A 13,157-nucleotide genomic window follows, 5' to 3' on the forward strand; every position below is an offset into this window, starting at 1 on the left:
TCATGAATAACTTCTTGAGCTTTTTTATGTTAGATAAAATAATTACGATTCTCTTTTCAATGTTCTGCACAAATTATTTAATGCCCTCCCAGTTGAGTTCCTAAAAATGCAATAGTGAACCCCAACAACACTGCAATAAATTTTCTGATATTAAATTGATGATTTTGAGAACTTTCAAATAATATTGCTGTGGCTATATGCAAGAAAACTCCAATAATTAAACCTGTTATCTGTGTGTGGTAAACTTCGAAAAATGGAATTTTCGAACTGAATAAAAGGCCCATCGGACTCATCAATGCGAATAAGATAATAAAAGTATAAATTAGCTTTTTTGATAAAGTAGATTGTAATAAAAAAACGGTTAGCACAATAGATACTGGTATCTTATGAATTACAATTGCCCACAACAGTAAATTGTTTTGAGCTAAATTAAGTGGTATTCCTTCTAAAAAAGAATGAATACATAAACTCAAAAACAATAACCATGGTACTTTTTTAATATGAGAATGGTTGTGAACATGAATATGACCGTGCTCTGCCCCTTTCGAAAAATATTCTAATATCGTTTGTATTAAAATTCCTATTAGAATATAGATGCCAACATTTTCTTTATGCGACTCAAATACCTCTGGTAATAGATGTAGTACCGTCATAGATAATAGATACGCACCACTGAATGATAAAAAAAGTTGGATTATTTTAGTACTTGGCTTTAAAGAAATAACAACCAGAACACCTATTAAAACAGATAAAAATAAAGCTATGAAATTCATTCTAAAAGAAGTATTAAGCGACTCGATTTATCAACATTAAAATCTTCAAGTGCATACGACCCAAAAGTGTGTTTTAAATGTAAACCAGCAGTTTTAAAGTATTCCTTTAATGTTTCAAGAGGTAAAAATTTAATTTTCTCCGTGTAATGATGATCTCTACCATCCGCAAAAAAACGAATATCTTTAATTATCGCATTGCCATCAACAGTTCTACTGATATTAAAATCAATATTGTTTCTAGACACAGATTCCGTGTAAACTATGTGTTTTTTAACATAATCAACATTTAAAAAATCAATAACCAATAAGCCATTTTCTTTTAATCCGTTTTTTAAATTCTTTAAAACTTGAATATTTGTTTCTGCATCATCAAAATATCCAAAACTTGTAAATAAGTTAAAAATAGCATCAAATTTAGTTTCAAAAGAATCACGCATATCGTGAATCTTAAAATGTAATGTCTCATTTTCAAACTGTTTTGCAAAAGCAATACTGTTTTCTGAAAGGTCAGCACCAATTACAGTATACCCCAATTGATTTAAAAAAACCGAATGTCTTCCTCGACCACATGGTAAATCTAAAATTTTGCTGTTCTTTTCCAATTCTAAAAAAGAAATGAGATGTTTCATAAAGTTTTGTGCTTCATCATCATTTCTATCTTGATACAAAATATGATAATACTTTGTGTCAAACCAATCCTTAAACCACTCCTGTTTTTTTGTGCTCATTGAAATCTTAAAAAAATGTATACAAAAGTACTAAATCAATTTTAGCCCCTTAGAATAATAAACGTATTTTTGGTGTTTAATAGAAATCTATTTCCCAAATGCATTAAAAGCGGCTGTAAAATAGAATTTATTAGTTGATATTATATTAAAATACTTACACGTACAAAATGAACGAAAATTTTAAAATGTTAGCCAAAACTTTATTTGGCTTTGAAGAAATACTTGCAAAAGAGTTACGTAACCTTGGTGCTATGGATGTCAAAATAGGCATAAGAAACGTTACTTTTTCTGGTGATAAAGGTTTTATGTATAAGGCAAATTTAGCGTTAAGGACTGCAGTACGAATTTTAAAACCAATACGACAGTTTAAAGTTAATAATGAACACGATTTATACGATCAAATACAAACCATAAAATGGGATAATTATATTGATGTGAATGGTACTTTTGCTGTTGATGCTGTTGCCAATGCTGATAATTTCACCAATTCACATTATGTTTCTTTAAAAACAAAAGATGCAATTGTAGATTATTTTAGAGATAAAGTAGGATCACGTCCCAATATAGATTTAGATCATCCTGATTTACAGATTAACATTCATATACATAATAGAGATTGTACGGTCTCTATAGACAGCTCTGGAGATTCTTTACACAAAAGAGGTTATAGAAGTGCTACAAACATTGCTCCTATAAATGAAGTATTAGCTGCAGGTTTAGTATTAATGTCAGGTTATGATGGTACACAACATTTCATTGACCCCATGTGTGGTAGTGGTACTATTTTAATTGAAGCTGCCATGATTGCAAATAATATTCCGGCAAATATTAACCGAAGAGAATTTGGCTTTGAAAAATGGAGCGACTTTGATCCTGATTTGTTTGATGTTATTCGGAATTCATTACTTAAAAAAACGCGAGAATCTACAGCAAAAATTATCGGTTATGATAAATCTCCATCCGCCATATATAAGGCTCAAGACAATATTGAAAATGCCAATTTAGAAGAATTTATTACCATAGAAGAGCAAAATTTCTTTAGAACAGAAAAAGAAATAGAAGGAAAAACAATTGTCTTATTTAATCCACCATATGGAGAACGTTTAGAAATTGATGTTCCTGTATTCTATAAAGAAATTGGAAATACGTTGAAACGAGGCTATCCTGGCACAAATGCATGGCTCATTACTTCTGATTTTGAAAATGGATTAAAAAATGTAGGATTACGAACCTCCAAAAAAATTAAGGTTTTTAATGGTAAATTAGATTGTAGATTGGTAATGTATGAAATGTATGAAGGAAGTAAGAAGGGAAAATATATGAAGGACTAACCCCCTATTTACTCATATTTTCAATACATTTTTCTCTAATATTCCAAACTTGATCAAAACTGAGGCTGCATTTTTCTTTTAAAATCCATTTTTTTAGAAAATCCTTATGATAATCTACTTTAAATTGAAATACCTGTTTAGGTATAATTTCAAGTTGCTCGATTATATCATCTTTAATTTTAGCAAATGAAGATTGAGAATTGGTTATATCAATATTCTCGTCTTCAATGCTCAAATAGCAATGAGCTTCTGGATTATAAGTGATAGGTTGACCGTCTAAGGCATCACCAATACTGGGCGTGTTTATCGTATTCATTTTAAACATGCACAACATCAGTTTAACATTTGGTATATGATTTAAATCAGCTACTTTTTTTAAAAAAGCATGTTTTGAACTACAAGTACCTTGCTGTTCCGTCCAAACTAAGTTTAAATCTGTTCTTTTAGAAGTTCTGCCGTACTTTATCAGTTTTACGGTATCTATCAGGTCTCTCCAAGATTCAACACCTGAATTTCTTATTTGAATAGTTAAATCGTCTTTTGAAGTTAATGGTAAATTTTTCAATTTATAGCCTTTGTATGTACAAATTTATTGAATTTAGGCAGGTTTACTGTATAAAAATCGAAATATTAGGACAAAAAAAATCCAGATAAATATATCTGGATTTTCGTAGCGAGAGGGGGGCACGATCCCCCGACCTCCGGGTTATGAATCCGACGCTCTAACCAACTGAGCTACCTCGCCAAAATTTCAAGGTTGCAAATATAAAAACAAATTTACGAGTGGCAATAATTCTTTCTAATTATTTTTATCAAAAAAGTTTTTTTTAAATTGAGATAATATATATATTGCCATTCAAGATAAAAATTGACCTATGGCCGACAAAGTAAAATATAGTATAGAGTTTATCATGCACTCTTCACCTGCATTTTTATATCAGTATCTATCAACACCAGACGGATTAAGCGAATGGTTTGCCGATAATGTAAATTCAAGAAGTGATGTATACACCTTTCTTTGGGATGGTTCAGAAGAACAAGCCAAAAGATTGTCTTATAAAACCAATGAGCGTATCAAATATAAATGGTTGACAGATGAAGAAGAAGGTACCTTTTTCGAATTTAAAATTGTTGTTGATGATTTGACCTCTGATGTTTCTTTAATTGTTACTGATTTTGCAGATGACGATGAAGTTGATGAAGGAAAAATGTTTTGGGAAAACCAAATTTCTGAGCTTAAACAAACTATTGGAGCATAAAAAGTAATACAAATTTAAAAGAATAGCAAGCCTTGATTTTTTCGAGGCTTTTTTTTAGCCTCACTCAGAATTACCAAAAAAGTAATTCTGACCTCTCCAAAGGAGAGGTAAAGAGGGAATTAATTAACTGGAAATGATAAATTATAACGGCACAATTTCTAAGTCTCCTCCTACTTTAAGTATCAATAACAGAGCTTTTAAATATGGAGATGGTTTGTTTGAAACCATAAAAGTAATAGATAGTAATGTAATATTTTTAGAAGATCATTACTTTAGATTAATGGCTTCTATGCGTATGTTACGCATGAAAATTGATATGCAATTTACCTTGGAGTTTTTTGAACAAGAAATTTTAAAAACCGTAGTTGCTAATAATTTATCTAATGCTAGAATACGTTTCACCGTTAATAGAAAAGATGGTGGATTGTATTTGCCTAGCACTAATAATACTCATTTTTTAGTGGAAGCGAATCCACTTTCTGTTTCATTAAAAAAGGATTACGAAATTGATCTCTTTAAAGATTATTATGTGTATTCTGGAATTTTGTCCACTTTAAAGACAAATAATAAGGTGTTAAACGTCATTGGCAGTATTTATGCGAACGAAAACGGATTAGATAATTGTGTGTTGCTCAATGAGAAAAAGCAAGTTGTAGAAGCTTTAAATGGCAATATTTTTCTAGTAAAAGGAAAACATATTGTTACTCCTCCCCTTTCAGAAGGATGTTTAAAAGGTGTTTTTAGAAAAAACTTGCTAGAATTTATCTCAAAAGATGATACGTTAACCATTGAAGAAAAAGTAATCTCTCCTTTTGAACTCCAAAAAACTGATGAAATCTTTTTAACGAATGCCATTGTTGGTATTCAACCAGTTAGTAAGTATAGAAAAAAAGAATTTACATCTAAAATTGCATTCTATTTAAGAGATAAAATGAGTCTTTAATTAAAAGATAATCATTTGTATACGCTACTAATAACGATGCTATTCTATCTCAAAAATTACTTTGAGTTCAAAAAATTCATCATAAGAGTTAAAAGTTGTCCAATAATTATTTAGGACTCTATTATCTACTAAAGAAACAATGTCCCCTACTTTTTTATCAATTTTAGAGGCAATGTTGTTAGCCCGTACCCGAGCATCCACCAAGGCCGCTTCTGTCATTTCATCATATAATTGATCATCAATTACATATTTACATTCTAATAGGTTAACATAAATACCTGGTACTTTAATATCTAGCAATTGTGAAATTTCTTTTTGCGAAGAACATTCATATTTTAACATGGTGCCTTCTCCTTGATAATTGTACGTTCTAAATTCAAAGGTGTCTTCTTCAAATTTGGTTACATCAATGCCATTTTCAACCAATGCTAAATAATACTGATTTTTTATTTCAGCTAAATCTGTTATTTCTTCATCTCCGTATGGATTTTGAGTCACTTCTATGCTTATTTTTGCCCTATATTTAACAATTTTCCGCACTAGTTTAACGGATCCACTTACTTCTATTGTTTTATTCATGGTATTTTGGGGGTTATCATTCAAGTCATAGATATACTATAACTTAAAAATAAACGGATAATTCTTTTTAAAATTATGATATACACTATTTTTCAATAAAATAGTTTCAATAAAACACTATTTCATTCATTAAAATAGTAAAAAAAACAACCATTTTAATTTATAATTATCTCAATTGATGGAATATAACATAAAAAACCCAACCTGACATATAAAAATATATAACAGATTGGGTAACATCAACTAACCTACTTTAATATTATAATAATTCAAAAACGACGTTAATTCTTAAATATTCATCTTTCGGAGAATAGTAAACCCAATCTTCAAAACCATAAGAATTATCTGAAATCATAGCAATTTCCCCAACTTTTTTATTCGCTTTTGTTGCAATTCTTTTGGCTTTATCTTTTGCTTGTTTGATGGCTTTTTCTATTAAACCGTCATAAGTAGCATCGTCCAATTGCATTTTATATTCTAACCCATTGTTAGTAATACCATTAACTCTTGCACTTAAAACCTTAGAGACTTCTTCTTCTGTACTAGCTTCGTAATAGTAAACAGTACCTTCTCTTTGATAATACATGCTTAAGTATTCAATTTTTTTCTCTTCGAGTTTACTAGGATCTATACCTTTCTCTTTCAGTTTATCGAAATACTTCTTTTTTAATTCATCTAACGTATTACATTCGTTATTACCATATCCCATTTGGTCTAACCCCATGATCAATTTTATTCTGAACGCTTTTACCTCTTTTTTTAACTTTACATTACTACTAACACTAATTGTGTTCTTTGTGCTGGCTTTGTCTTGAGCAAATGTATTTGCAACGATTAACAACAAAACAGCAATAATTAATTTTCTCATTATAGTAGATTTTAATTCTGTAACTATTTATGCCATAAACATAAATGAAGCTACAATCATCCAAGCTCCAACAATTAGTCCTAATACTCCCAATTTACCTTGCATTGGTGCAATTTTCTCACGTATTAAGGCTGCTTTTTCTTGTGCTTTTGGATTATTCCCTAAAAATATTTTACTGATTTGTCCGTAGCCTAATAAAAAGCCAAGACCTGCTTCTACAACACTACCTGCTAATAAGGTAATCCACCAAATTGGTGCAGATGTTAACCAACCCATATTTAAAAAGGCAGAGATAATTCCCCAAACACCCCAGAAACAAAATACAAGACCTATCCAACCTTGATAAGGTTCTATTTTTGCTAATAATTCAGCTGCGTTTGGTTTTTTTGATAAGATTAATGATGGTACCGCAATGATACTTAACAATACTAATGAAATTCCGTAAATCATAATTTTTAATTTTTATTGGTTATTAATTTGATTACAAAAATGCATCAGAAAGCTCGGTTGTAAAACACTAGTTAAGGGTAAAATGTGACCCCTGAAAATTGGGGTTCGAGTAGTTAGCGGTGGTTAATGTTTCGTCTTGAACGTATAGAAATGGAGTCAAGAGAATAAGTGATGGGAATGAGATTATTAAAGTAAACACCTAATAACCATATTTTTAAAAACGTTAATGGTTCAATTATAGAATTATTTTGTTTATTTCTATAACCCACCAACATGTGCTGCGGCACTCTTTGCTAACAGTGACCAACGGTCTTTATAATCATAAGATACTTGAATCCACTCTTTCATTGGTCTATTTTTTCCTGATGGATCAAATAGTTGTGAAGCATCTAAACTTAATGCATCACTATGCAAATCTCCTGTTAATTTAAAAACCATTTCATTTTGAAAAAAACAAACGAATGCTTTACCCTTTATTTTAAATCAAGGCTTTCCAAACATTTGACTTTGTTCAGAATTCGTAATTGATTGACCTATGGTATTGAAAAACTCTTGTTCTTCAGTCATCTTAAATTTTATTTCTATTATTTCAATTGAAATAATTATTTTTATTGACAATAATATGATCTTGAATAATTCTTATTTCTAATCCAACATACCACGCTTAATCTAATACTTTGCTAATTAATTGCTTTTTCAAGTTTTTCTTTTTCGGCTCGTTTTTTCTCATCAGATTTCGCCTTAATTTCTTTAATTAACTTAGTCAATGATGACTTAATTTTATCAGAATTACTCTTTTTTAACATCAAATTTGCCTTTTTCTTCATTCCGCTATAATTAGCATCGGGATATAGAGAAATTAATTCAATAAAGTATTTATCAATTCCTTCAGCAAGTTTAACTTTACCTTCATCCGAAAAGGCCTTTTCCTCATTTATTCTATTAATATAATTAGTATAGTTACTTATTAATGTGCTAATATTAGAGTTAATTCTATTTTTTGTACTATACGAATTTGGATCGTCTGCATTTTCTCTAATTTGCCTATTTCCTAAATTAAAATACTTCAATTGAAGTCCTAATCCAAAATGCCAAACGGCTATCATTTCTTTATCATATAAGTATTTGTCCTTTCTATCTAATGCATTATAAAGATTAGTCATTTCTCTCCATTCATTAAAAAATTTTTCCGCGATGTCATTTCTGTGTTTTATACCTAATTCATTATCATCAAGTACCACTTTATAATTTTCTTCATCAGTAAATTTTTGAACAATAATTCTAGTTTCTGGGTTATCAAAAGTTGGTAATTTATCATCATTTTTAAAACCAAATTTATACTCACGAACTGCATTGTTATAATCATCAACATCCCAATACCTTTTTTCCAAAGGAAAATTATGCTTATCTAATGAACAATTAGTTAGTGTTAGAATTAATATTATTATTAATGGTTTAATGTAACTTATCTTTCTCATTGAACTTTACTTTTGTGTCTTTAAATTCAGATAGCAAATTTATTAAACTATCAACATTTTGCTCATATTTTTTTTGTTCGCTCAAGACATAACTATGAAATGTATCATAATCATACTTTTTTTGAAAATTTCTTTCTTCTTTTTTTATTGATTTTATTATTTCAGAAATCTTATCTTCATCAAAATTACTGAGATTTGAAATTCTTTGTTTACCTTTTCTAACAAATAATTCAGTTATTTTTATATGATATTTTTCATGAATTAATAATTCCTTACTATTTGTATTTTTATTATAAACAAAAGAACGTGATGGATAAAATAATGATTGAATTGTTACAGAATTGTCCTTTATCTCACTTTCAATTGAAGTAACAACATAAGCAAATTTTTTGCTTCCATAAAATGTTTTCTTAAACAATTCTAAACCTCTAAAGTTTTCAAATGTTATGTCTTCATATTTATCATAAGTAAGTGGACTTTCATAATTTAGATAGTTCGTGTGATTTAAAACTCCAAAGGTGAAAACGAAAGTCAATAAAATAAGAGTACTGTATTTTAAAAACATTAGAAATTTCTTAAGAGCCAACTTATTACCTTTAGTAATCTCTATTATTAACATTACCAAATTATACGTAATAGGAATGAAATATCCTGAAAGTAGTAAAACGGCAATTAAATTTTCACTCATTTACAACTTTTTTTAAAAAATTAATTAGTTACACTAAACTAATCCAACAAGCCTAACTGTATGGCATACTTTGTTAAGCCTGCGAGGTTACGGACTTCTAATTTTGAGATCAAATTTTTTCTGTAGCCTTCAATAGTGTGTTTACTTAAAAAAAGTTTATCTGCTATTTCTTGTGTAGTGTGTTCTTCTGCAATTAACTTCAACACTTCTTTTTCTCTCTTTGTTAAAGAAGTAATAACATCTTTTTCCTTATTGAACATACTGTCCATATATGCTTTTTTGATGCTTTCAGAAAAATACTTTTCTCCTTTTAATATGGTTTCAATGGCTAGAATTAATTCTCCTTTTTCGGCATTTTTAGGAACATATCCATCTACTTGATCCTCGGTTAATCTATGTATTGTCTTAGAATCGTGTCGCATGCTTACTACCAAGGTTCTAATATTAGGAAACTTAGCTTTAATATGTTTATTCAATTCAATTCCTGTAACATCAGGCATATTAATATCCGTTACCACCAAATCAACATCTTTACCTTCACAATTATCAAGATATTTAATAACATTCTGACCACTGTTTGCTGTCATCACGATTTCAAAATCTGATTCATTTGCAATAATACTTAGCAAACCATCTAAAAACATTTTGTGGTCATCTGCTACAATTAATTTATACTTTCTTGCTAATGTCATGTTATAAGGGAATTTCTATGGTAACTGCCGTACCATGGTTAATTGATGAATCTATATTTAATTCGGCATTTAATTTATCTAAACGACTTTTTATATTTTGTAAACCAATACCTGTTGGTGTTTTACTTTGGTCAAAACCAATGCCATTATCTTCAAACAACAATTGTAATGAATTATTATGTACATTCAAATGAATTTCTACATTTTTTGCTTTGGCATACTTTAACGTATTCGTAACCAATTCTTGAATAATATTAAAGACTTCCACTTGAATACTTTCGTCCAATGCATTTATTTTTTCTTCAGGATAAGGCATAAATACAATATCTTGGTCTGACGATTTATCTAATTTATTAATATATTCACTTATTAAAGTGGTAAAAGCATTCTGACTAAACTTACTCGGAATTAAATTATGAGATATTTCTCTAACTTGTTGATAGGTATCGTCAATTTGAGAAATAATGACACTAGAATCGGCATTATCATTAAGATTGTTCATTTGCATTTTTATAGCTGCCAAATTACCACCTATACTATCATGTAATTCTCTCGCAATCCTTGTTCGCTCCTCATCTTGAGCCGCCACCGAGGCTTTTACTAACTTTAATTCTTGCTCTCTAATTAACGAGCTCACCTTCTGTTTATTCAATTCTTCTTGCTGTTCATTTAGTTGACTTTGAGCTTGCAGCTTTTGGTAATAAACTATAAATAAAGCAGCTATCGGGATGAGCAATATTAAAAAACCAATTAAAATAGCGTATTTTATGGTTTTTTGCCTTTTAATTTCACTCTCTTTCAACAATTGTTCTTCTTGTAATGAACTGATTTCCTTTTCCTTTTGCAAGGTTTGGTATTGTATTTCAAGTTCCTTTATTTCTTTACTTTTTTGCTCTTGAATTATTCTATTAGAAACGCTAACGTATTGTGTCATTAAAGCATATGCATTTTCATAATCCTTTTGTTCACTATATAAATCAACTAGACTACGAATCACTTTTTTTTCTAGTTCTAATCTATCCCACTGTACAGAGTTTATATGTGCTATGGATAATATCATTTGTGCATTATGATAATCTTTAAGCTTCATATATACATCTCCAATTCTCAAAACTGCTTCTACATATAAATCATAATACTTTTTTTTATGAGCGGTGTTTTTAACTTCATCAAAAAGTAGTAAAGCTTCATCAACCTTTTCTTGAACCACATCCATGGTTCCTAAGTTTAATTTAATTTTTAATGCTTCCTTTTTATCTGGCGATAGTTCTAAATCAACCAAAGCATCTTTATAATAACTTCTACTATTTTCGATATCTCTTTTTAAATAATAAATATCTCCATAACATTGCTTTGCAATTCCTGTAAAATAACTGTTCTCACTATTTTCAATGGCATTATCTAATAATGGTGTGGCTTTTTCAAATTCTTCGTTATTTATATATACAGATGCTAGACCTAAAGAATGTGTATAATACAAATAAGGACTATCTGTTATTTTCGTTATTTCTAATCCACTTAAATAGTACTTCATGGCTTCTTCATATAGCCCTTGCAACATTTTACCTTTACCTAAAATAGAATATGCTTTTGACAAATATAAATTGGAAACAAGACCTTCCGTTTTAATATTTGTGGTTTCATCTTCAAGTAACTTACCATAATAATTTATAGAATCAGTATTACCTAATACTATATGTACGTTTGCAATTTGCTCAATAAAAAAGGCTTTATCTTTTAAGTTCTCAGCAGCGTTTAACTGTTGATATAAAGAATCTGGAGCTCTATCAAATGTTTCTCCGAAGGCTGTAAACCAATTTTTTCCATCATCTTTATCTTGAGCAATACCAGATTGTGATAAAATTAATCCGAAAAGAAATAATAGTTTATAAATTGATTTTTGCATTTGGCTAAATTAAAACAAAAATCACCTTAGTAAAAATAACTAAAGTGATTTTAATAGACTTTTATAAAGTATAAATTAAATCTTTAATTCATTGAATAAAGCAATCAGCTTTTTATCTGAAGGTCTAGGAGCATTTGAATTTACAATATCACCTTGTGGGTCTATTAAAATAAAACGAGGAATACTCATGATTTGATACTCTTGTACAAATTTAGAATTAGATGCATTGTCTGCTATCAATTGCAACCCACCTAATTCTTTTTCTGTTACCATTTTTTTCCACTTATCATAGTCCTTTTTTTCATCTATTGATAAACTAACAAATGCAATGTTTTTTTCATGGTATTTTTTTTCTACCTTTTTCAATGATGGTATTTCAGCAAGACAGGGGCCGCACCATGTTGCCCAAACGTCTATATAAACATACTTACCCTTTAAATCTCCTAACGAAGTAGTACCTCCAGCATGATTTTCATAATTTGTAAATGTTGGAGAAACATTCCCTTTTGATACTGATTTTATTTTAGAATACGTTTTAGTTATTTCTTTTTTGTTATTTTCATTAGTTGAACCCTCCATAAAAGTTTTATAAAAAGTTTCTAAATCATCTGTATATGAAATTTCAAATTTACTGTGATTGTATAATAGCCCATTCTTTATGGTCTCATTGGGTGCTGATAAAAATGATTTTAACGTTGCAAGGCTTCTAGACAAGGTTGAATCTAATTCCATAGTCTTTTCTGCTTTTTTTATATAATGAGAAGAAACTAAACTAACATAAGCTTGGGATGATAAAAAATCTTCCTCATTATTAAAATCTAAACCTTCAAGTTCTGTTAAAAAATCTTCAGACACTTTAAATTCTGGTTTTTTAGCATAATGTTTATGATAAGATTCATAATTGTTTAATGCTGATAAATATTCGTAATTCAGATTTCTTTTTTCTTTTGTTCTAAAATCATTAGAAATACTCGTCATAGAATCTAATAAAGCTTCATTGGCTACCTTTATTTCATTAGACTTCTTCTTATAGGTATCTTCTTCCAATTCAAAATAGGAATTACCTGATCCTTGCAAACTTTTTATTTTTTTACCTTTCGCCAAAAAATAATTTCCTACGTCAGCTCCAACACCAGATATCTTTATCGTTTTGTCAAAGTTATCACTATCGTAATTTACTTGAATATCATTACCTTGTTGTAAATGAATTGGAGTCACACTTTTACCGTCATATAAAACAAAGTCACCGAACTTAACTCTCATAGTATCTCTAAACACACCATCATCTGAAACCTGAATAGTGTCTATAAAACTCATATCTCCACTATAAAGTCTTAATAATCCATCCCCTTTATTAATAACTTTTCCAGAAATAATTGCATATTCAACCGTTGGGCTCTCACTTTTGCATGCCGACAACATCATTAAAATACTAAATGCGTAAAATACTTTTTTCATAATT

The 13,157-nt window shown here is 29.2% G+C and carries 15 protein-coding genes and 1 tRNA gene; 3 read left to right on the plus strand and 13 right to left on the minus strand.

The annotated features are described in order from the left end of the window. Nucleotides 1–77: 77 nt before the first annotated feature. A complete protein-coding gene (locus tag JBL43_RS10380; protein ID WP_198841373.1) occupies nt 78–773 on the minus strand; it encodes a ZIP family metal transporter in 696 nt (231 codons plus the stop codon). Then, entirely contained in the window at nt 770–1,501 is a 732-nt protein-coding gene (locus tag JBL43_RS10385; RefSeq protein ID WP_198841374.1) for an SAM-dependent methyltransferase, read from the minus strand. Before JBL43_RS10385 ends, JBL43_RS10380 begins: the two co-directional genes overlap by 4 nt. A gap of 167 nt (nt 1,502–1,668) precedes the next feature. Between JBL43_RS10385 and JBL43_RS10390 the strand changes: the two genes are divergently transcribed. Further along, entirely contained in the window at nt 1,669–2,832 is a 1,164-nt protein-coding gene (locus tag JBL43_RS10390) for a THUMP domain-containing class I SAM-dependent RNA methyltransferase (protein ID WP_198841375.1), read from the plus strand. Between the two features lie 4 nt (nt 2,833–2,836). Here JBL43_RS10390 and JBL43_RS10395 read toward each other — a convergent pair whose 3' ends face one another. Together JBL43_RS10395 and JBL43_RS10400 are read right to left on the minus strand one after the other, a co-directional pair. Further along, nucleotides 2,837–3,397: a hypothetical protein gene (locus JBL43_RS10395; RefSeq protein ID WP_233098754.1), complete on the minus strand. Its 561-nt coding sequence runs from the start codon at nt 3,395–3,397 to the stop codon at nt 2,837–2,839. 106 nt (nt 3,398–3,503) lie between these two features. After that, a tRNA-Met gene (locus JBL43_RS10400) sits at nt 3,504–3,577 on the minus strand. Between the two features lie 130 nt (nt 3,578–3,707). Here JBL43_RS10400 and JBL43_RS10405 point away from each other — a divergent pair. Beyond that, nucleotides 3,708–4,091 (plus strand): START-like domain-containing protein, encoded by a 384-nt coding sequence (locus JBL43_RS10405; protein WP_117880565.1) that lies wholly within the window; start codon nt 3,708–3,710, stop codon nt 4,089–4,091. A 133-nt stretch (nt 4,092–4,224) separates the two neighbouring features. After that, complete coding sequence (locus tag JBL43_RS10410; protein WP_198841376.1) at nt 4,225–5,034, plus strand: aminotransferase class IV; 810 nt, start codon at nt 4,225–4,227, stop codon at nt 5,032–5,034. 39 nt (nt 5,035–5,073) lie between these two features. Here the strand turns inward: JBL43_RS10410 and JBL43_RS10415 are convergent, their stop codons facing one another. From JBL43_RS10415 to JBL43_RS10455, 9 genes are all read right to left on the minus strand, one after another. Beyond that, entirely contained in the window at nt 5,074–5,613 is a 540-nt protein-coding gene (locus JBL43_RS10415; protein ID WP_198841377.1) for an SIMPL domain-containing protein, read from the minus strand. Between the two features lie 259 nt (nt 5,614–5,872). Beyond that, nucleotides 5,873–6,481, minus strand: a complete 609-nt coding sequence (locus JBL43_RS10420) for an SIMPL domain-containing protein (protein WP_198841378.1) — start codon at nt 6,479–6,481, stop codon at nt 5,873–5,875. Between the two features lie 27 nt (nt 6,482–6,508). Then, nucleotides 6,509–6,931, minus strand: coding sequence for a hypothetical protein (locus tag JBL43_RS10425; protein ID WP_198841379.1), 423 nt, complete (start codon nt 6,929–6,931; stop codon nt 6,509–6,511). 258 nt (nt 6,932–7,189) lie between these two features. Then, nucleotides 7,190–7,369, minus strand: coding sequence for a hypothetical protein (locus JBL43_RS10430; protein WP_198841380.1), 180 nt, complete (start codon nt 7,367–7,369; stop codon nt 7,190–7,192). 242 nt (nt 7,370–7,611) lie between these two features. Next, on the minus strand, nt 7,612–8,409 hold the full coding sequence (locus JBL43_RS10435; RefSeq protein ID WP_198841381.1) for a hypothetical protein: 798 nt from the start codon (nt 8,407–8,409) through the stop codon (nt 7,612–7,614). Beyond that, a complete protein-coding gene (locus JBL43_RS10440; RefSeq protein WP_198841382.1) occupies nt 8,387–9,097 on the minus strand; it encodes a hypothetical protein in 711 nt (236 codons plus the stop codon). Before JBL43_RS10440 ends, JBL43_RS10435 begins: the two co-directional genes overlap by 23 nt. Nucleotides 9,098–9,135: 38 nt before the next feature. Beyond that, entirely contained in the window at nt 9,136–9,789 is a 654-nt protein-coding gene (locus tag JBL43_RS10445; RefSeq protein WP_198841383.1) for a response regulator, read from the minus strand. A gap of 1 nt (nt 9,790) precedes the next feature. Continuing rightward, nucleotides 9,791–11,695 (minus strand): tetratricopeptide repeat-containing sensor histidine kinase, encoded by a 1,905-nt coding sequence (locus tag JBL43_RS10450; RefSeq protein ID WP_198841384.1) that lies wholly within the window; start codon nt 11,693–11,695, stop codon nt 9,791–9,793. Nucleotides 11,696–11,770: 75 nt separating this feature from the next. Continuing rightward, the gene (locus tag JBL43_RS10455; protein ID WP_198841385.1) at nt 11,771–13,153 is read right to left on the minus strand and encodes a TlpA family protein disulfide reductase; all 1,383 of its coding nucleotides are present in this window, start codon (nt 13,151–13,153) and stop codon (nt 11,771–11,773) included. Nucleotides 13,154–13,157: the final 4 nt, after the last annotated feature.

The sequence above is a fragment of the Aureibaculum flavum genome (assembly GCF_016406085.1).
GTDB lineage: Bacteria > Bacteroidota > Bacteroidia > Flavobacteriales > Flavobacteriaceae > Aureibaculum > Aureibaculum flavum.

Bases quoted from the DNA above. Each gene is read 5' to 3' on its own strand.
- JBL43_RS10380 (WP_198841373.1), bottom strand. From the start codon at position 773: ATGAATTTCATAGCTTTATTTTTATCTGTTTTAATAGGTGTTCTGGTT.
- JBL43_RS10385 (WP_198841374.1), bottom strand. From the start codon at position 1,501: ATGAGCACAAAAAAACAGGAGTGGTTTAAGGATTGGTTTGACACAAAG.
- JBL43_RS10390 (WP_198841375.1), top strand. From the start codon at position 1,669: ATGAACGAAAATTTTAAAATGTTAGCCAAAACTTTATTTGGCTTTGAA.
- JBL43_RS10405 (WP_117880565.1), top strand. From the start codon at position 3,708: ATGGCCGACAAAGTAAAATATAGTATAGAGTTTATCATGCACTCTTCA.
- JBL43_RS10410 (WP_198841376.1), top strand. From the start codon at position 4,225: ATGATAAATTATAACGGCACAATTTCTAAGTCTCCTCCTACTTTAAGT.
- JBL43_RS10415 (WP_198841377.1), bottom strand. From the start codon at position 5,613: ATGAATAAAACAATAGAAGTAAGTGGATCCGTTAAACTAGTGCGGAAA.
- JBL43_RS10420 (WP_198841378.1), bottom strand. From the start codon at position 6,481: ATGAGAAAATTAATTATTGCTGTTTTGTTGTTAATCGTTGCAAATACA.
- JBL43_RS10425 (WP_198841379.1), bottom strand. From the start codon at position 6,931: ATGATTTACGGAATTTCATTAGTATTGTTAAGTATCATTGCGGTACCA.
- JBL43_RS10430 (WP_198841380.1), bottom strand. From the start codon at position 7,369: ATGGTTTTTAAATTAACAGGAGATTTGCATAGTGATGCATTAAGTTTA.
- JBL43_RS10435 (WP_198841381.1), bottom strand. From the start codon at position 8,409: ATGAGAAAGATAAGTTACATTAAACCATTAATAATAATATTAATTCTA.
- JBL43_RS10440 (WP_198841382.1), bottom strand. From the start codon at position 9,097: ATGAGTGAAAATTTAATTGCCGTTTTACTACTTTCAGGATATTTCATT.
- JBL43_RS10445 (WP_198841383.1), bottom strand. From the start codon at position 9,789: ATGACATTAGCAAGAAAGTATAAATTAATTGTAGCAGATGACCACAAA.
- JBL43_RS10450 (WP_198841384.1), bottom strand. From the start codon at position 11,695: ATGCAAAAATCAATTTATAAACTATTATTTCTTTTCGGATTAATTTTA.
- JBL43_RS10455 (WP_198841385.1), bottom strand. From the start codon at position 13,153: ATGAAAAAAGTATTTTACGCATTTAGTATTTTAATGATGTTGTCGGCA.